Annotated in this window: 16 protein-coding genes; 6 read left to right on the top strand and 10 right to left on the bottom strand. The window is 70.0% G+C overall.

Going from position 1 to position 18165, the window contains the following annotated elements; all coding sequences use genetic code 11:
* Positions 1-2 precede the first annotated feature (2 nt).
* From ACO0LV_RS16250 to ACO0LV_RS16235, 4 genes are all read left to right on the top strand, one after another.
* Positions 3-1127, top strand: coding sequence for a GuaB3 family IMP dehydrogenase-related protein (locus ACO0LV_RS16250; RefSeq protein ID WP_424788965.1), 1125 nt, complete (start codon positions 3-5; stop codon positions 1125-1127).
* Positions 1127-1822, top strand: coding sequence for a GNAT family acetyltransferase (locus ACO0LV_RS16245; protein WP_424788964.1), 696 nt, complete (start codon positions 1127-1129; stop codon positions 1820-1822). The genes ACO0LV_RS16250 and ACO0LV_RS16245 overlap by 1 nt, the downstream gene beginning before the upstream one ends.
* On the top strand, positions 1819-2334 hold the full coding sequence (locus tag ACO0LV_RS16240; RefSeq protein WP_424788963.1) for a hypothetical protein: 516 nt from the start codon (positions 1819-1821) through the stop codon (positions 2332-2334). Before ACO0LV_RS16245 ends, ACO0LV_RS16240 begins: the two co-directional genes overlap by 4 nt.
* A 152-nt stretch (positions 2335-2486) precedes the next feature.
* Positions 2487-3878, top strand: a complete 1392-nt coding sequence (locus ACO0LV_RS16235; RefSeq protein WP_424788962.1) for a class II fumarate hydratase — start codon at positions 2487-2489, stop codon at positions 3876-3878.
* Positions 3879-3884: 6 nt separating this feature from the next.
* On the opposite strand, the gene ACO0LV_RS16230 is transcribed toward ACO0LV_RS16235, so the two are convergent.
* The 5 genes from ACO0LV_RS16230 to pta all read right to left on the bottom strand — a co-directional run bounded on the left by ACO0LV_RS16230 (position 3885) and on the right by pta (position 9550).
* Positions 3885-4412, bottom strand: a complete 528-nt coding sequence (locus tag ACO0LV_RS16230; RefSeq protein ID WP_424788961.1) for an aminotransferase class V-fold PLP-dependent enzyme — start codon at positions 4410-4412, stop codon at positions 3885-3887.
* Positions 4413-4532: 120 nt separating this feature from the next.
* The gene (locus tag ACO0LV_RS16225; RefSeq protein ID WP_424788960.1) at positions 4533-5387 is read right to left on the bottom strand and encodes a sugar phosphate isomerase/epimerase family protein; all 855 of its coding nucleotides are present in this window, start codon (positions 5385-5387) and stop codon (positions 4533-4535) included.
* A gap of 68 nt (positions 5388-5455) precedes the next feature.
* Entirely contained in the window at positions 5456-5947 is a 492-nt protein-coding gene (locus ACO0LV_RS16220; protein WP_424788959.1) for a GNAT family N-acetyltransferase, read from the bottom strand.
* Between the two features lie 178 nt (positions 5948-6125).
* Complete coding sequence (locus tag ACO0LV_RS16215) at positions 6126-7445, bottom strand: acetate kinase (RefSeq protein WP_424788958.1); 1320 nt, start codon at positions 7443-7445, stop codon at positions 6126-6128.
* Entirely contained in the window at positions 7445-9550 is a 2106-nt protein-coding gene (gene pta / locus ACO0LV_RS16210; protein WP_424788957.1) for a phosphate acetyltransferase, read from the bottom strand. Before pta ends, ACO0LV_RS16215 begins: the two co-directional genes overlap by 1 nt.
* A 226-nt stretch (positions 9551-9776) precedes the next feature.
* Between pta and ACO0LV_RS16205 the strand changes: the two genes are divergently transcribed.
* Positions 9777-10703, top strand: a complete 927-nt coding sequence (locus ACO0LV_RS16205) for an SURF1 family protein (RefSeq protein WP_424788956.1) — start codon at positions 9777-9779, stop codon at positions 10701-10703.
* A gap of 17 nt (positions 10704-10720) precedes the next feature.
* Here the strand turns inward: ACO0LV_RS16205 and ACO0LV_RS16200 are convergent, their stop codons facing one another.
* The 4 genes from ACO0LV_RS16200 to ACO0LV_RS16185 all read right to left on the bottom strand — a co-directional run bounded on the left by ACO0LV_RS16200 (position 10721) and on the right by ACO0LV_RS16185 (position 16158).
* A complete protein-coding gene (locus ACO0LV_RS16200; protein ID WP_424788955.1) occupies positions 10721-11326 on the bottom strand; it encodes a DUF1349 domain-containing protein in 606 nt (201 codons plus the stop codon).
* Between the two features lie 70 nt (positions 11327-11396).
* The gene (locus ACO0LV_RS16195) at positions 11397-13130 is read right to left on the bottom strand and encodes an ABC transporter ATP-binding protein (RefSeq protein WP_424788954.1); all 1734 of its coding nucleotides are present in this window, start codon (positions 13128-13130) and stop codon (positions 11397-11399) included.
* Positions 13127-15010: an ABC transporter ATP-binding protein gene (locus ACO0LV_RS16190; RefSeq protein WP_424788953.1), complete on the bottom strand. Its 1884-nt coding sequence runs from the start codon at positions 15008-15010 to the stop codon at positions 13127-13129. The genes ACO0LV_RS16195 and ACO0LV_RS16190 overlap by 4 nt, the downstream gene beginning before the upstream one ends.
* Before the next feature lie 131 nt (positions 15011-15141).
* Positions 15142-16158, bottom strand: a complete 1017-nt coding sequence (locus tag ACO0LV_RS16185; RefSeq protein WP_424788952.1) for a hypothetical protein — start codon at positions 16156-16158, stop codon at positions 15142-15144.
* Between the two features lie 190 nt (positions 16159-16348).
* Here ACO0LV_RS16185 and ACO0LV_RS16180 point away from each other — a divergent pair, with 190 nt between their 5' ends.
* Positions 16349-16840, top strand: coding sequence for a DUF3817 domain-containing protein (locus tag ACO0LV_RS16180; RefSeq protein WP_424788951.1), 492 nt, complete (start codon positions 16349-16351; stop codon positions 16838-16840).
* Positions 16841-16901: 61 nt separating this feature from the next.
* Here ACO0LV_RS16180 and ACO0LV_RS16175 read toward each other — a convergent pair whose 3' ends face one another.
* On the bottom strand, positions 16902-18068 hold the full coding sequence (locus ACO0LV_RS16175) for a nucleotide sugar dehydrogenase (protein WP_424788950.1): 1167 nt from the start codon (positions 18066-18068) through the stop codon (positions 16902-16904).
* Between the last annotated feature and the right edge of the window lie 97 nt (positions 18069-18165).

Genomic DNA, 18165 nt, shown 5'->3' with positions numbered 1-18165 from the left:
CCGTGAGTATCGAGATCGAGATCGGACGCGGAAAACGGGGCCGGCGGGCCTACTCCTTCGACGACGTGGCCGTGGTGCCCTCCCGGCGCACCCGGGACCCCGAGGAGGTCTCGGTGGGCTGGCAGATCGACGCCTACTACGTGGACCTGCCGGTGCTGGCCGCCCCGATGGACTCGGTGATGAGCCCGACCACCGCGATCCAGCTCGGCAACCTCGGTGGCATCGGTGTGCTGGATCTGGAGGGATTGTGGACCCGGTACGAGAACCCCGAGCGACTGCTGCAGGAGATCGCCGAGCTGCCGGCCGCCGGCGCAACGGAGCGGATGCAGGAGATCTACTCGGCCCCGATCATTCCTGAACTGATCACCCAGCGGCTGCAGGAGATCCGTGACGCCGGGGTGACCGTGTCCGGGTCGCTGTCACCCCAGCGCACCCAGGAGCACTGGCGCACCGTGGTCGAGGCCGGCGTGGACCTCTTCGTCATCCGCGGCACCACGGTCAGCGCCGAGCACGTCTCCGGCCAGGCCGAGCCGCTGAACCTCAAACGCTTCATCTATGAACTCGACGTGCCGGTGATCGTGGGCGGGGCCTCCACCTACACTGCGGCGTTACACCTGATGCGCACCGGCGCCGCCGGGGTGCTGGTCGGTTTCGGCGGGGGAGCGGCGCACACCACCCGCACCACACTGGGCATCCACGCCCCGATGGCCTCGGCGGTGGCTGATGTGGCCGCGGCCCGGCGTGACTACCTGGACGAGTCCGGCGGCCGGTACGTGCACGTGATCGCCGACGGCGGTGTGGGCCGCAGCGGCGACCTGGTCAAGGCGATCGCCTGCGGGGCCGATGCGGTCATGCTCGGCGCGGCACTGGCGCGGGCAGATGAGGCACCGGGCCGAGGGTGGCACTGGGGACCGGAGGCGCACCACCCCCAGCTCCCCCGCGGGGAACGGGTGCAGGTTGGCTCGGTGGGCACCATGGAGGAGGTCCTGCTCGGCCCGGGCACCAAGGCCGACGGCACCGTGAACATGTTCGGCGCGCTGCGCCGGGCGATGGCCACCACCGGGTACTCCGACGTCAAGGAGTTCCAGCGCGTGGAGGTCGTCGTCTCTCCCTACCACCCGCGGTGATGTCGGCCCCCGGCGGGAATCCGGCCGGCCTGGGTCCGGCCGGTGGAGGTTCCTCCGGTGTGGGTCCGGGTGCGCCGGGTGTGACGTCCGGGGGGTCTGCCGGCACGGCGCGCGGGTCCGATGTGATGCCCGACGGCGACGCCGGGAGCGGCGGCGTTCACCTCCCGCAGGTGCGCGTCACCGAGGCGGACCGGTCGGATGCCGCCGAGGTCATCGCGCTGTGGCATCGCGCGGGCCTGACCCGGCCATGGAATCATCCCGGTTCCGACTTCCACCAGGCCAGCACCAGCCCGGTCTCCACCGTGCTGATCGCCCGCCTACCGCGGCCGGCGGTGATCGAGCAGCACCGGGTGGCCGGGACTCCGGAGGCCTCGCCCCAGCACGGAGACATCGTGACGACCGCCATGGTGGGCGTAGACGGACATCGCGGGTGGATCTACTACTTCGCCACCGACCCCCGGATGCGCGGCCGCGGCTACGGGAGCCAGATGTTGACGGCGTGTGAGGAGTGGCTGGCCGGGCACGGCGCCCGCAAGGTGCAGTTGATGGTGCGCCAGGACAACCCGGTGGCGTCCTTCTACGCCCGCCATGGCTACACCGACCAATCGGTGACGGTGCTGGGCCGCTGGCTCACCGGGGAATCGAAGGATCCACTCGCCCTGCGTGCCTCCGAGCGCGGAACGAGTACGCCATGACGACCGGCCACCTCGGCGAGTTGGCCGCCGCGATCGAGGCCCTGCTGCTCCCCCCGGAGGGCCCGCCGTCGTGCGTCCCGGTCATGTTCGGGCACTGGCCCGGTGGCAAGCCACTCGATGAGTGGTTCACCGCAGATGCAGTCAGCACCGGTGCCGGTTCACTGCAGGTGAGTTTTGACGAGGGGCAGGAGGTGCTCACCGTCGAACACCCTGGAGCGTGGTGGTCCGAGGAGGGCTCGGTGGTGATCTGTACCGCACGTCGTGTGCATCTGCGCACGCACCGCACCTACCCGCCGCGGGACTACCGTCCCGGGGCGCCGCGAGTTTTCACCCGGACCATGGACTACCGCACCGCACCCGGAGCGGTCATCGACCGCGACGGTTCCCGGGCGCGGTGGTACCCACCGGATGCATCGCCACGGCCCTGGCACGTGGGTGCCTCGCGCGTCCCGGCCCTGGAGCTGCGGTTGCTGTGGCCTTTGATCGAGGGCGACGGGGCCGGCCGGCGCTAGCGGTGAGCGGGGCCGCAAGCCCCTATGAGGGAGGCTGCGATCGATAGTCGCGTGCGCACCGCCAGGGCCGCGACCCGGATCCGCTGAGGCGCCGGTGGGCACGCCGGCGAGATAGGCTGACGGCGACGTTTCCGAGCGTGAAGGTGGAAGAAGTGAACCAGGAGACCGAGTACCGGATCGAGCACGACACCATGGGCGAGGTCCGGGTGCCCAAGAACGCCACCTACCGCGCTCAGACCCAGCGGGCGGTGGAGAACTTCGCGATCTCGGGGATCCCGATCTCCCGGCACCACATCGCCGCACTGGCCCAGGTCAAGCGTGCCGCTGCGCTGGCCAACGCCGAACTGGGCGTGCTGGACCAGGACCGGGCCGAGGCGATCGTGGCGGCCGCCGACCGGGTGATCGCCGGTGAGTTCGACCACGACTTCCCCATCGACGTGTTCCAGACCGGCTCGGGCACCTCCTCCAACATGAACACCAACGAGGTGATCGCGACGCTGGCGAGTCGCTCCGGGGTGCAGGTGCACCCGAATGACCACGTGAACGCCTCCCAGTCCTCCAACGACGTCTTCCCCGCCTCCATCCACATCGCCGCCACCCAGGCGGTCACCACCGAACTGCTGCCCGCGCTGGAGACCCTGGCCGCCGCACTGGAGGCCAAGGCGACCGAGTATGCCGAGGTGGTCAAGGCCGGCCGCACCCACCTGATGGACGCGACCCCGGTCACCCTCGGGCAGGAGTTCGGCGGCTACGCCCAGCAGATCCGCAACGGCATCGAGCGAGTGCGCTCGGCGCTTCCCCGACTGGCCGAACTGCCCCTGGGGGGCACCGCGGTCGGCACCGGGATCAACACCCCGGTGGGGTTCGGCGCCCTGGTGACCGAGTTGATCGCCGAGCACACCGGACTCCCGCTGACCGAGGCGCCCAACCACTTCGAGGCACAGAGCGCCCAGGACTCCCTGGTGGAGGCCTCCGGGCACCTGCGCACCGTGGCCGTGTCGCTGGTGAAGATCTGCAACGACCTGCGCTGGATGGGTTCCGGACCCAACACCGGGCTGGCCGAGATCGCCATCCCGGACCTGCAGCCGGGTTCCTCGATCATGCCGGGCAAGGTGAACCCGGTGATCCCCGAGGCGGTGCTGATGGTGTGCGCCCAGGTGATCGGGAACGACGCGGCGATCGCCTTCGGTGGAACCACCGGGTCCTTCGAACTCAACGTGATGCTGCCGGTGTTGGCCCGCAACATTCTGGAGTCCACCACGATCCTGGCCCGGGCCAGTGAGCACCTGGCGCACAAGTGCGTCGACGGCATCACCGCGAACGTCGAGCGGGCACGGGAACTGGCCGAGTCCTCACCCTCGATCGTGACCCCGCTGAACCGGCTGATCGGATACGAGGCCGCCGCGAAGATCGCCAAGCACTCGGTGACCGAGGGGATCACCGTGCGGCAGGCCGTGGAGGACCTGGGTTACATCGAACGCGGCGAGGTGACACCGGACCAGCTCGACGCCGCCCTGGACGTCACCACGATGACCCAGCCCTGACCGCCATCACGCCCCACTGACGGCGCCGGCCCCACCCGGGCGGGGAGGCGCCCGGCTCCAGATCCGCGGCCTCCTCGAAGGTGCGTGCCAGGTCGGTGGCGTGGGCGTGCAGTGCCCCGTCCCGATCCGGTGCAGATATCGCAGCGATGCCTCGGTGCCCACCCAACTGTGCCACGCGGGGGAGACGTCGAACCGGCGCGCGTGTGTGGCCAGGCGTAGCGGTAGGCCGTAGGTGCTCTGCCACACGTCGTCACCGGCGAACCAGTTCGCCGCCAGGGGCCGGAGCCGCTGCGCCAGTTCCGGACCCACCGTGAGGAACGCGCTGCCCCGGGGGCTGAGCAACCACTTGTAGGCCCCGCAGACGGTGGCAGCGAACCTGCCCGCGTGCACGTCCAGCCAGCCGGCGGACTGGGTCAGATCCACGACCAGATCCGCCCCATGGCGGGCACACGCGGATTCCAGGGCATCCAGATCAGCGATCTCACCGGTGGCCGACTGCACCGCGGAGACCGCCACCCCCGCGGTGTCGCCCACTGCCGCAGCGCGCGGGCCAACGCGTTCCGGGTGGTGCGCGGAGGCAGCCCCATCGAGGCAGTGTTCAGGTAGACCGTGGTGGCGTCGAAGTCACCGGACCGGTCCATCAGCACTCCAGTTTCAGAACATCTCCCCGAAGCCCATGGCGATGAGGTTGTCGCGAGAGATGCGCAGGCACTCGAACACGTCCCGGCCGTAGAACTGGTCCTGCTCCACGAAAAGGTACTCCGCGCCGATCTCGGCCGAGGCGGTGATGATCGAGGGGAAGTCCAGGGTGCCCTCCCCCACCTCGGCGAACTGGACCAGGTCCCGCCAGGCCTCACCGAAGGCGGCGAAGTCCCCGGCCTCGCGGGCCTCGATCGCCTCGGGCGGCATGATGGCGATCCGGTAGTCCTTCAGGTGCACCAACTCGGTCCGCTCGCCGTAGCGGTGCAGCGCCCGCACCGGGTCGTCCCCGCCGCGTTGCACCCAGTGCACGTCCACCTCCAGGCCCAGGTTCGGCGCGGAATCGTAGATGATGTCCAGCAGCGTGCGCCCCTCCAGGCGTCCGTACTCCACGTGGTGGTTGTGGTAGTACAACCGCACCCCCCGTTGGGCCAGTTCCATCGCGACCTTGTCCACACCGGCGCAGAAGTCGGCCACATCGCTGATGCTGGTCAGGTACTGCAGCGGTGCCATCCCGATGCGGAGGTACCGCACGCCCAGGCGCTCGCAGTCGGCGCTGATCTTGTCCAGATCCTCGCTGAGACTGTCCGAACCACGCTGAGGCAGGTAGGAGGCGGACAACGAGGCGATGTCGATACCCAGGTCCTGCTGGGCTCGCTCCATCGCCTCCACGTTCGTCGGCGTCATCGGGATCTGGGACATCTCCACCGCGCGGTAACCGAGTTCGGCCACCCGGCGCAGGGACTCACCTACGCCGTGCTCCTTGGCGTGGTCGCGCAGCATCATGGCCTGCACACCGATCGTGGGCATTGTTTTCCTCTCGCTTGCTGGGATGGCTCGTCAAAACGGCCGGACGCGTCGCGCCGCCAGGCCCGGTCTCAGGCGTGGCGCAGAATCAGTTCATCGATGACGGTGCCGCGTTCGAGCACGTACCCGGACTCCTCGCCCACCATCTGGAAGCCGTTGCGCTTGAGGACCACCACGGCGGCGTCATTGTGCCGCGGGGCGCGAGCCACCATCGGCCGGATCGGCACTTCGTCCAGGAACGCGCGCAACGCTGCGGTGGCCACCCCCTGCCCCCAGTGGGCCCGGTCCACCCAGTAGGAGACCCGGAACTCCCCGTCCACAGGCAGGCCCACGATGTGGCCGAGTACCTCGTCACTCGCGGCGTAGGTGATGGTGCGCGCATGCACCTCGGGATCGCGGAGCAACTTTGCCCATCTGGTCTCGAAGGCGTGCTGATCGTTGGGGTGATCATCGGCGATCGCGGCCATCGCGGCGGCCTGCGGATCGCGCAGGTGCCCGAAGAACACCGGAAGATCCGAGTCGGTCACCTCACGAAGCACCACGTCTGCCCTGTCCTCGGTCACCTGGCCACCTCCCTGGAATCACCCCCATGGTAGTTCGGCGGGCACGCCGGCGCAGCGAACTCGAGGCCCGACATCCTCATCGCGACCACAGCCCGGGCCGTCGCGGCACGCGTACCGAGCGGTGCCCCGGTCGCGGGAGGGCAGATCGGTGCCCCGGCACCGCAGCGCAGAAACGGCCTCAATCGCTGACCACCGAAAGCGCCTGGCCGGCGATCTCCAGTTCCTCGTTCGTGGGTACGACCAGCACCGCCACCGCGGAGTCGTCGGTGGAGATCACGCGGGTGCCCCGCACCGGTGCGGTGTTGCGCTGGGGGTCCACCTCGATCCCCATGCGTTCCAGCCCGGCCAGGGACTCAGCGCGCACCGCCGTGTCGTTCTCCCCGATCCCGGCGGTGAAGACGATGGCGTGCACGTGCCCCAGTGCCGCGGTGTAGGCCCCCACATACTTGCGGATGCGGTAGGTGTAGATCTGCCGGGCCAGGCGCGCATCGGCGTCCCCGGCGGTGATCGCCGCGTCCACGTCGCGCATGTCGGCATGCCCGCTCAGGCCGAGCATGCCGGAGCGGCGGTTCAGCAGTTCGTCGATCTCGTTGATGCCCATCCCCGCGGTGCGGGCCAGGTGGAACACCACCGCCGGGTCGATATCACCCGAGCGGGTGCCCATGACCAGGCCCTCCAGCGGCGTCAGGCCCATCGAGGTGTCCACCGAGCGGCCCTGACGCACCGCGGTGGCCGAGGCCCCGTTGCCCAGGTGCAGCACGATCAGGTTCGCCTCCTCGGGCCCCATGCCCAGGAACCGGGCGGCCTCCCGGGAGACGTACTGGTGGGAGGTGCCGTGCGCGCCGTATCGGTGGATGCGGTGCTCGGCCGCCACCGCCTGGTCGATGGCATAGGTGGCGGCGTAGTCGGGCATGGTCAGATGGAAAGCGGTGTCGAAGACCGCCACGTGTTTCATCTGCGGGAAGTACTCCCGGGCGGCGCGGATGCCCTGCAGGTTCGCGGGATTGTGCAGTGGCGCCAGGTCCACGAGGCTCTCGATGATCTCAATGGCCTCGTCGTCGATGAGCACCGGCCCCCCGAACCTGGCCCCGCCCTGGACCACCCGGTGACCCACCGCGGCCAGGTCCGAATCGTCCAGGTCCGGACCGTGCTGGTCGAAGGCGGACCGCATCAGGGCCATGGCCGCCTCGTGGTCCGGCACGGGCTGTTCGGTGCGCTGGGCCCGGCCACCGTTGGAGTGGGTGCAGATGCCCAGCGGTTGGCCGATGCGTTCGATCAGGCCGGTAGCCAGGGCTTGCTCGGCGCCGGTGTCCACCACCTGGTACTTCAGTGAGGAGGAACCGGAGTTGATCACCAGGACCACCCCGCTGGACCCGCGCGCGCTGCCAGCAGCGGTTGCGCCGTCGTCGCTGGTGGTTGCGCGGCCAGGGGGAGCGCCGCCGTCGCGGGCGTCCGCACCCGGGTTCGCGCCGCCGTCGCGACCGTCGTCGTTCACCATCACCCGATCCCTTCGGTCTGCACCGCCTGGTCGTGCCCGGCTTGAGCAGCGGCCTCGGCCTGCACGGCGGTGATCGCCACCGTGGTGACGATGTCCTGCACCAGCGCCCCGCGGGAGAGGTCGTTGACCGGTTTGTTGAGGCCCTGCAGTACCGGTCCCACCGCCACCGCACCGGCGCTGCGCTGGACCGCCTTGTAGGTGTTGTTGCCGGTGTTCAGGTCCGGGAAGATGAACACCGTGGCGCGGCCGGCCACGGCGCTACCGGGCAGTTTCGCCTTGGCCACCGACACGTCCACGGCCGCGTCGTACTGGATCGGCCCCTCGACCACGAGGTCCGGGCGGCGCTCGCGCACCAGTTCGGTGGCGGTGCGAACCTTGTCCACCTCGGCCCCGGCCCCGGATTCCCCGGTGGAGTAGGACAGCATCGCGATCCTTGGGTCCACCCCGAACTGGGCGGCCGTGCGGGCTGAGGAGATGGCGATGTCGGCCAGTTGCTCGGCGGTCGGGTCGGGGTTGACCGCGCAGTCGCCGTACACCAGCACCCGGTCGGCCAGGGCCATGAAGAAGACCGAGGAGACGATCGAGACGCCCGGGACGGTCTTGATGATCTGGAAGGCCGGGCGGATGGTGTGTGCGGTGGTGTGCTGTGCGCCGGAGACCATCCCGTCAGCCAGACCCAGGTGCACCATCATGGTGCCGAAGTAGGACACGTCGGTGACGATCTCCCGGGCCCGGTCCATGGTCATGCCCCGGTGGGCGCGAAGCGCGGTGTACTCGGCGGCGAAGCGCTCGGTCAGGTCGGGATCGGTGGGGGAGAGCACCTGCGCGGCGTCCAGGTCCAGGCCGAGACGGCGGGCCCGACCGCGTACCTCGGACTCCTCACCCAGCAGCGTCAAGGCGGCCACGTCGCGGGCGAGCAGGGAGGATGCTGCGCGCAGGATGCGATCGTCGGCGCCCTCCGGCAGCACCACGTGCTTGCCGGCCTGGTGGGCGCGTTCGAGCAGGTCGTACTCGAACATCAACGGCGTCACGACGTCGGTCCTGGGGATGTCGACCGCATCCAGGAGTTGCTCGCCGTCGACATGGGTGGCGAAGGTGGCTCGGGCGAGGTCGAGTTTGCGCTGGGTGCCCGCGGAGAGCAGTCCCCGGGTCCTGGCGACCTCGCTGGCGGTCTCGTACGTGCCCAGGTCGGTGGTGATGACCGGAAGTTGCAGCGACAGCCCGTCCAGCAACCGCCGGACCGGCTCGGGCGGGCGGAAGCCGCCGTTCAGGATCAGCCCGGACAGGGTGGGGAAGGACTCGGCACGGTTCGCCGACAGCACCGCCAGGATCACGTCGGAGCGGTCGCCGGGCACGATCACGATCGCCCCCTCGGTGAGCCGGTCGAGAATGTGCTCCATGGTCATCCCGCCCACGATCACCCCTTCTGCCTCCCGCTCCAGGAGCGCCTCCTCACCGGCGATCAGGGTGCCGTCGACGGCCTGCATCAGGTCCCGCACCAGTGGCGCCGACAGCAGCGGAATATCGGGCATCACCCAGGCCGGCAGCGGCAGATCGGCCAGCGCCTCACGTACCTTGGGCAACTCATCGGGGTTGGCGCGGTTGGCGACCACCGCGACCACCTTGGCGTGCGCGGAGTGCAGTTCGGCGGTGGCCACGTCCACCATCGAGCGCACCGCCTCAGCAGGCCGGTCGACTGCGGAGGTGACAAGCACGACGGCGGAACCCAGGTTGGTTGCGACGCGGGCGTTGAAAGCCAGTTCGGTCGGGCCGGCCACGTCGGTGTAGTCCGAGCCGACGATCACCACCATCTCGCACTGTCGTTCCACCAGCCGGTACTTGCGGATGATCGTGTTCAGCGCCGCGTCGGGATCGGCGTGCACGTCCTCATACGTCACCCCCACGCACTCGTCGTAGGACAGGTCCACGCCGTCGTGGCTGAGCAGCAGTTGGAGCACCGAGTCCGGTTCGGTGCCGCTGCGGGCCACGGGGCGGAAGACGCCCACCCGGGTGACCCGCCGCACGAACAGATCCACCAGTCCCAGGGCCACCGATGACTTCCCGGTGTGCCCTTCGGGCGAGGTGACGTAGACGCTGGAGACCATGGGATCTGCTCCTCGGGTGGAGTTCAGTGCGGCTGCCTACCCCGCAGGCTATCGGCCACCGGATGCTCCCGCGGCGGGAGCGGGTGTGGGCTGGCTGACGTTGTGCAGGGCGCCGCGGCCAGCGGGTGCGCGGATGCCCGAGAGTGCCCGGTTGCGGCTTGGGGGTGTGCCGGCGGGGCGCCCTCGGCGTGGTGATTCCGGCCGCGACGCGGCGTAGGCTGGGTGGGTGGATCAAGGGGTGTGGCGGCAGTGGTTGCGAGCAGCGACCAAGCCTCGCCTGCTCGGAATCCTGGTGATCCTGCTGATCGGTGCGATGGTGTGCGTGCGGTTGGGGATGTGGCAGTTGGAGCGTGCCCAGGTCCGCGGGGACCAGGTTGCGGCGATGGAGCAGGCCGAACGTGAGAGCGCGCCCCCGCAGCCGTTGGGCGAGGTGGTGGGTCCGCAGACCCAACTCGTCCAGGAGATGGTGGGTCTGCGCGTGATCGCCGAGGGAGTGTATGAGCAGGAGGATCAGTTCCTCGTGGTCGGTCGCTCCCACGAGGGTCAGGTGGGGTACTGGGTGCTGACCGCGTTGGTGCTCGGAGAGGGCGAGCACGCCGGAGCCGTGGTTCCGGTGGTGCGCGGCTGGGTTCCCGAGGCCGATCCGGACCTGCTCACCGAGGTGCCGAGCGAGCCGGTGCGGGTGCTGGCGTACCTGGCCCCCTCGGAGGGGGCCGGGGCCCGGCTGCCTGAGCCACACCTGGTGGACGCGGTGAGCTCAGCCCAGTTGGTGAACGTGTGGGGCGGTCCGATCTACTCGGCGCACCTGCGCCTGATCTCCGCCGAACCCGAGGTCGGGCCACCGATGGCGCAGGTCGGCCCACCCGAGATCGCCGACGCCGGACTGAACATCCAGAACCTGGCCTACGCCGCCGAGTGGTGGATCTTCGGCGGGTTCGCACTGTTCCTGTGGTGGCGCATGGTGCGCGATGAGGTCCGGTACGACCGCGAGCAGGCCGCGAAGAGCCGCGCCTCCGCGCCGGCCGGTGCGCCCGGTGGTGGGCCCGGCGGTGACGACGAGGAGGAGGAGGCGCGCCGAGCCGGACCCACCGGTGCTGCCAGCACACAACATGCCGACGACGACGTCGTGCGCGCGCGTGTGCCCGCCCCCTGAGTAGAACGGCGGCGCGGTCAGGAGCCGTCGCGGAGTGCGGCGAGCGTGGTCTCGGTGAACGTGATGTCACTGAAACGTGCGGTGCCGGAGTCACCGGTCGGTGCCTGGGCGAGCATCCCCACCGCCACCGCGTCGGTGGTGGCCAACCGGAACACGCGCACGAAGTCCCACCTGTCTCCATCGCTGGAGGCGTGCATGGCGTACGCCGGACCGATCCGGGCGATGCGCAGATGGACCGTGTCGCCGTCGACCACCCAGGAGTTCGCGTCGTCGGAGTAGCCGTTCGTGACCACGCTGACCACCATCGCCTCACCCTGCGGCGAGTACTCGAAGCACAGTTTCGCCCAGTGCTCGGCGTCGGCCCACAGGGTCAGCACACCGGCATCGAAGGTGGTCCGGGGACCGGGCACCTGCACCCGGGCGGAGAACTGGAAGTCCCCCTCCGGGACGAACCCCAGGCTGGTGGCGGTCTGCCGGGAGGGCTGGTCTCCCGCGGAGGCGTAGTTGATCCAGTCCACCCGGGCCGCCGAGGTCAGGGTGAGAACACCGTCGGTGAGATCCCACTGACCAGGGCCGTTGGTCCAGGTGAGGTCGGGTAGGCCATCCAGGCGGGGGGCGCTCATCGGTGTCTCCTTGCGTAGGCGGTTGGTGATGAGCACAGCCTGCCAGAGCGCGTCCCCGACCGTCGGTGGGCTACTCCTGGTTCCAGGACTCCCACAGGGCGGCATAGTCCCCGCCGGCCTCGACCAGGTCGTGGTGCGGGCCGATCTCGGAGATGAGGCCGGCGTCGACGACGGCCACCCGGTCGGCGTCGTGGGCCGTGTAGAGCCGGTGTGCGATCGCCACCACGGTGCGCCCGTGCAGCACCGCCGAGAGGGAACGCTCCAGATGCCGGGCCGCCCGCGGATCCAGCAGCGAGGTGGCCTCATCGAGCACCAGGGTGTGCGGGTCCATCAGCACCAACCGGGCCAGCGCCACCTGCTGGGCCTGCGCCGGGCTCAGGGCGACTCCGCCGGAGCCGACCTCGGTGTCCAGACCGCGTGGCAGGCGCCGGGCCCACCCCAGTGCGTCCACCGCAGCCAGGGCCCGGTGCAGTTCGTCGTCGTCGGCCTCGTTCTTGGCCAGGCGCAGATTCTGGGCCAGTGAGCCCACGAACACGTGGTGCTCCTGGGTCACCAGGGCCACCTGCTTGCGCAGGTCCTCCAGCGGCAGGTCCACCAACCGCACCCCCCCGACGGCCGCCGTGCCGCCGGTGGGCGGGTGGATCCCGGCCAGCATCCGGCCCAGGGTGGATTTGCCCGCCCCGGAGGGGCCCACCACCGCCAGCCGCTCGCCCGGCTGCAGGTCCAGGTCGATGCCGTGCAGCACATCCTGGCCCTCCCGGTAGGCGTACCGCAGGTCCTCAGTCCTGATCTGCTGGTCCTCGGGCTGCTCACCGGAGGCGGTGCGGTCCTTCTCGACCAGTTCCAATCCGAAGATCCGGGAGATGGACGCCGCGCCCACCTGGATCTCATCGAGCCAGAAGATCAACTCCTCGATCGGGTTCATCATCTGCATGGCGTACAGGGCGATCGTGGTGACCGCACCGATGGTGGCGTGCCCGTTTGCGACCAGGTACCCGCCCCACAGCAGGACGGCCACGATCGGCAGGATGAACGCAGCGTCGATCCCGGGGAACAGCACGGTACGCAGCCACAGGGTGTACTTCTCGGCCTTGAACGCCTCGGAGATGTCGGCGTCGATCCGTTCGCGCCGCCGCTTTCCCAGGGACAAGGCGTCCACCGTCCGGGCGCCCTCGACCGACTCGGTCAGGGAGCCGTTGATGGCGGCATAGGAGGCTGACTCGCGCAGGTAGGCCGGGGTGGCCCGGCGCAGGTACCACCGCGTGGCCAGCACCAGCACCGGTACCCCCACGAAGGTGGCCAGCGCCACCAGCGCGTTGGTGAGCAGCCCGGCCACCACGGTCAGCAGGATCGTGGCCAGGCACACCAGCACCCGTGGCACACCGAAGCGCACCGTGTACTGCACCCGGTCGATGTCGTTGGTGGTACGAGCCACCAGGTCACCGGTGCCGGTCTGCTCCACCGTGGAAAGCGGCAGGGCGGTGATCTTGGCGATGAAGTCCTCGCGCAGGTCGGCGAAGACCTCCTCACCCAGGATCATCGCGTTGCGCTGGGCAAAGCGCACCAGGACCGTCTGGGCGAGCACGGCCGCCACCAGGATGGCCACCATGGTGTTCAGCGCGGCGGCGGTGGTGCCGCTGGTGACGTCGTCGATGATCCGGCCCAGCAGCCACGGCCCCACCAGGCCGGCCAGCGCCGCCAGGGTGTGCAGGCTGACCACACCGGTCAGTTTCGCCGAGTGCTGGCGCAGCAGGGCGCCGGTGCGCGAGCGAACCGTCGCCGAGTCGGCTACCGGCAATGTCATCGCGGCACTCCTTTCCCGGTGGCTCCGGCAGGTTCGGTGGAGTCGCGGGACAGGGTCTGGTCAACCCCGGCCTCCTCGCCGTCACCGGTCTCCCCGAGCCCGGGTCCGCCGTCTGCGAGCTCGTCGTCCTCGGGCGTGCTCTCACCGGGCTCGCCCATGCTGCGGCTGACCACGTCCCGGTAACTCCGGGCGTGCTCGAACCCGGCCTCGGCGGCCTCGAGCAGTTCGTGGTGACCTCCGCGGGCCCGCACCACGCCGTCGGAGCCCAGGAAGGCCACCTCATCGACGTGCTCCAGCAGCAGCGGGCTGGCCGAGACGATCACCGTGGTTCGTCCGGCTCGCGCGGTGCGCAGGTTCGCCGCGATCCGGGCCTCGGTGTGGGCGTCAACCGCTGAGGTGGGCTCGATCAGCAGCAGGATCTCGGCATCGGTGGTCAGCGCCCGGGCCAGGGCCACGCGCTGACGCTGCCCACCCGAGAGGGACCGGCCCTTCTCGGCGATCCGCCCGTGCAGGCCCTGCGGCAGCGACTCCAGCACGTCACCGGCGTCGGCGACGTCCAGGGCCGCCAGCAGTTCCTCCGGCGTGGACCCACCGCGGGCGTCGACCTCGGTGGCCAACGTGCCGGTGAACAGGGCGGGTGTGGGCTCACCGAGCACGATCCGCTCGCGCACGGCGGCCAGTGGGTAGGAGCGGATGTCCTGGCCGTCCCAGCACACCGTGGTGTCGGTGTCGATCAGCCGGGACATCCGGATCAGCACATCGGCGCTGGCGTCGGGGTCTGCAGCCACCACGGCCAGGACCTGACCTGGCTTGGCCTCCAGACCCGAGCGCAGGTCAACCAGGGTGGCACCCGGTGCCGGTGCCGCTGTGGTGCCCTCGTCGGCGACGTCCGGGACCACCTGCAGAACCTTGATCATCTTCCGGGCGGCCACCACCGCGCGGGTGCCGTGCTGCACCACCATCGTGGCCGCGCGCAGTGGTTGGGTCAGGAACACCCCGTAGCCGTAGAAGGTGACCAGCTGACCCGGCGTCAGTTCCCCGCGCACGGTCAGGTGCGCGCCGAGGAACACCACCAGCGCCAGGAACAACCCGGGTAGCAGTACCTGCAACGCGTCCAGGGTCGACTGGGTCTGCGCCACGGCGGTCCCGCGCCGGCGCACCTGCTGGGACTGGTCGCGGTAACGCTGGGCGAACACGTCCTCCCCGCCGATCCCGCGCAGGATCCGCAGGCCGGAGACGGTGTCTGAACCCAGCGTGGTCAACCGGCCCTGGGCCTCTCGCTGTGCGGCCTGGCGGCGCTGCAGCGGCCGGACCAGCAGCGCCAGGATCGCGGCCACCACCGGCAGCCCGATCAGCACGGTCAGTCCCAGCGCCGGCGAACTGTTCAGCAGTACCAGGGCGACGACGATGTAGGTCACCACGCCACCCAGGAACCGGGCCATGCCGGCGAAGAGCTCACCGAAACGCAGCGCGTCGGTGGCCACGGTGGCGACCACCTCACCGGTGGGCAGCTCCTTGGTGATGGCCGCACCGGACCTGGTCACGCGGTGGCCCAGCAACTGGGAGGCGTTCAGAGAAGCGCGCAGCCAGTTGGCCACATCGAAGCGGTGCCCGACGGCGTTGGCCACGATCGCGACGGCACCGACACCCAGCAGCACCATGCACCAGAAGATCAACTGCTCGACCACGCCCGCGGCCAGACCCTCATCGACCGCGCGGCCCAGGATGTAGGGCAGCGCAGCCTGGCACAGGGCACCGAGGACCCCGAATCCGATGGCCCCCAGCAGCACCGGCCACTGCCGCTTGGCCTGCCACCAGATGAAGGCGGCGGGACCGGTCAGCGGAGGGCGACCCGGATCGGGGTGAGGGAGGGCTCGCACGAGGGTCAAGGTTAGGCCAGCCCGGACCGGGCGAGCCATGTCTTTTCGGTCACCCGGCCCCGGTGGCGGGAAGGGCGCGGTCTGGCTACGGCGCTGTCGTGCGGCCCGGCGTGGTGGCCGCCATCACCGGCTCATGCCGGGGCCCGATCCAGGGCCGCGGAGAGTTCGGTGGCGGCGCCGGACAGCGTCGAGCCGAGCTCCTCCAGATGCTGTTGTGCGAGCTCGCCGGCACCGGCGCGGTCCAGGTCGGCGCCAGGGGCGTCGAAGTCGGCCCGCGCGGCCTCGATGATGGTCCCTGTCCCGGCCACGTCGTCGTCGGGCCCGCCGTCGGTCAGTTCCCCGTCCCAGGCGCGCCAGGCCCGGGCCAGGTCCGCGGCCTCGAGGGCGTCGGCGGCGCACACCGGTGCCAGTTCCGCCAGATAGCACTGGGTGCTCAGCGAGGCTTGGATCTGTTCGTTCGGGATCGCCGCCGCGGCTTCGGAGCCCTCGACGAGGTCGCCCGGGGTAGTGGCGGTGTCGGGGGAGTGTGCGCAGCCGGCCTCGGTGCACCGGAGCACCTCTTCCAGGTCTGCCTGTGCCTCCGCGGCAGCGGCGTGCGCGGCCACCAGCGCCGGGTAGGTTCCGCAGAAGGTCCGCACCGCCGACTCGATGGCTCCGGTGCTGCGCTGGAAGTCCGCCACCGCCAGCTGGTAGTCGCCGAAACGCTGGCCGGTCTCGCCGGCGTCTGGGTGCTCGGTGTCCAGACCCGTCGGTGGCGCCGGGGGTTGGACGGCCTCCTGCCCGGACTGGATGAAGGAGGTATAGGCGGTGCACGCGGCGTTGACGGCATCGACCTCGGCCCAGCCTGCGGTGCTGGGTTGCACCGGGTAGCGCACGGGTTGGGTCCAGTCCGGTTCGAACAGCGCGGCGAGGTCGTGCTCGCCGGCCACGGGGGTGCCGGCCGGGCCGAGCCGTTCTGTGGTGGCCTCGGCCCAGGCATCCAGGTCCGCCGTCCAGGCACGGACCTGGTCCTGGCGCTGCACGTCGTCCGGGCTCTCCCGGTTCAGCAGCATCACCGCGACCACGATCGCCACCACCGCCATGGTCACCGGCAGCAGCAGCCGGCGGGTGCGCGGCGACGGCCGGGACGGGGTGGGTTCGGCGGGCACGTGTGGCTCCTGGTCGAGGGGCGGGCGTGCCCTAGCGTGCCATGGTCACCGTGGGTCCGGCCCATAGGCACCCAGGTGCGCGCACCCGGGATCAGCCCGTCGTGGCCTGGTGGGGGAGATCCGGATGCCGCCGGGGCGTGGGGAAGGGCCTCCTGGTCGGTTACGCACGGGGCGGTGACACAATGGGGGCATGACTGAGCCCACGCCCTCCCAGCCCGTGGATCGCAGCAGCGACCGCCCGGCCGGCAGTTCGTCCGATACGCCGGACGGCCATGGTGGACGGGACACCAGCGAGGCCCTGGTGGATTCCAGGGACCGTGGTTCCTTCGCCCGCTACCGGGTGATGGCCTTCATCACCGGCGGATTCCTGTTGTTGCTCGTGGTGGAGATGTTCCTCAAGTACGCACTGCAACTCAACGGAGTGCAGGCCGATGGAAGCGCCGCTCCGGTGCTGGGCAACTGGATCGCGTTCGTCCACGGATGGATCTATGTGGTCTATCTGGTGTCGGTGTTCGACCTGTGGTCGCGGATGCGCTGGGGCTTCGGTCGGATCGTCGCCCTGATCGCCGGTGGGGTGGTGCCGGTGCTGTCGTTCGTGATGGAACGCAACGCCCGCACCTGGTTCGAGGAGACCCTCGCCACGCGCCACGGCTCCGGCGAGACCTCGGCCGAGAACGCCTGAGGCCCGGGCGCGCCGCCGGGGTGGCCCGCGGTCTGGCCGCCGGGGTGGCCCGCGGTCGTGCTCAGTCCCGGCCGAACAGGTCGCGGGTGTAGACCTTGGCTGCCACGTCCTGCAGTTCATCGGTGGGCCGGTTGGCCACGATCACGTCGGCGCGGGCCTTGAAGTCCTCCAGGTCGTTGACCACTTCGGAGTGGTAGAAGTCCGGTTCATCCAGGTTCGGCTCGTAGACGATGACCTCCACGCCCTTGGCCTTGATTCGCTTCATGATGCCCTGGATGGAGGAGGTGCGGAAGTTGTCCGACCCGGCCTTCATGATCAACCGGTAGACCCCCACCACCTGCGGGTTGCGGCGCAGCACGTCGGCGGCCACGAAGTCCTTGCGGGTGGTGTTGGCATCGACGACCGCTCGGATCAGGTTCTGCGGGACCTCGTCGTAGTTGGCCAGCAGCTGTTTGGTGTCCTTGGGCAGGCAGTACCCGCCGTAGCCGAAGGAGGGGTTGTTGTAGTGGGCCCCGATCCGCGGGTCCAGGCCCACCCCGTCGATGATCTGGCGGGTGCTCAGCCCGTGGGCCGCGGCGTAGGTGTCCAACTCGTTGAAGTAGGCCACTCGCAGCGCGAGGTAGGTGTTGGCGAAGAGTTTGATCGCCTCGGCCTCGGTGGACCCGGTCAGCAGCACCGGCACATCCTTGGCCAGGGACCCCTCCAGCAGGAGATCGGCGAAGGCCCGCCCGCGCTCGGACTGCTCACCCACCACGATCCGGGAGGGGTAGAGGTTGTCCTCCAGCGCCCGGCCCTCGCGTAGGAACTCCGGGGAGAAGAGCACGTTCAGGCCCGGGTGCTCGGTGCGCATCTGTGAAGTGAATCCCACCGGGATGGTGGACTTGATCACCACGGTGGCCTCCGGGGCCAACTCGCCGACCTGCACCAGCACCTTCTCCACCGAGGAGGTGTCGAAGTAGTTGGACACCTCGTCGTAGTTGGTGGGGGTGGCCACGATCACCACGTGCGCCCCCTCCAGCGCCTCGGTGGCCTCGGTGGTGGCGCGCAGGTTCAGCTCCTTGGTGGACAGGTACTCCTGGAGCAGCGCATCGATGATCGGGGAGTGGCCGGCGTTGATCTGGGCCACCTTCTCAGCATCGATGTCCAGGCCCACCACCTGATGATGCTGAGCCAGCATGACGGCCAGGGACAGCCCGACATACCCGGTGCCCACCACAGCGATCCTCACCCAGCGCTCCTCACTCTCTGTGCGCCGGGCAGTGCCCGACGACGACGCAGCCTCAGTGTGTCACCGACCCCACCACCGGGAGAAGTACTGAGGCGGG

The sequence above is a fragment of the Pseudactinotalea sp. Z1739 genome (assembly GCF_049725055.1).
GTDB lineage: Bacteria > Actinomycetota > Actinomycetes > Actinomycetales > Beutenbergiaceae > CALKWS01.
The sequence above is the reverse complement of the archived record's forward strand: the minus strand, read 5'-3'. Positions and strand labels throughout refer to the sequence as shown.

Coding starts and splice junctions, on each gene's coding strand:
- pta (WP_424788957.1), bottom strand. CDS start 9,550: ATGGTCTCCAGCGTCTACGTCACCTCGCCCGAAGGGCACACCGGGAAG.
- ACO0LV_RS16195 (WP_424788954.1), bottom strand. CDS start 13,130: ATGACATTGCCGGTAGCCGACTCGGCGACGGTTCGCTCGCGCACCGGC.
- ACO0LV_RS16200 (WP_424788955.1), bottom strand. CDS start 11,326: ATGAGCGCCCCCCGCCTGGATGGCCTACCCGACCTCACCTGGACCAAC.
- ACO0LV_RS16215 (WP_424788958.1), bottom strand. CDS start 7,445: ATGGTGAACGACGACGGTCGCGACGGCGGCGCGAACCCGGGTGCGGAC.
- ACO0LV_RS16225 (WP_424788960.1), bottom strand. CDS start 5,387: ATGCCCACGATCGGTGTGCAGGCCATGATGCTGCGCGACCACGCCAAG.
- ACO0LV_RS16245 (WP_424788964.1), top strand. CDS start 1,127: ATGTCGGCCCCCGGCGGGAATCCGGCCGGCCTGGGTCCGGCCGGTGGA.
- ACO0LV_RS16180 (WP_424788951.1), top strand. CDS start 16,349: ATGACTGAGCCCACGCCCTCCCAGCCCGTGGATCGCAGCAGCGACCGC.
- ACO0LV_RS16240 (WP_424788963.1), top strand. CDS start 1,819: ATGACGACCGGCCACCTCGGCGAGTTGGCCGCCGCGATCGAGGCCCTG.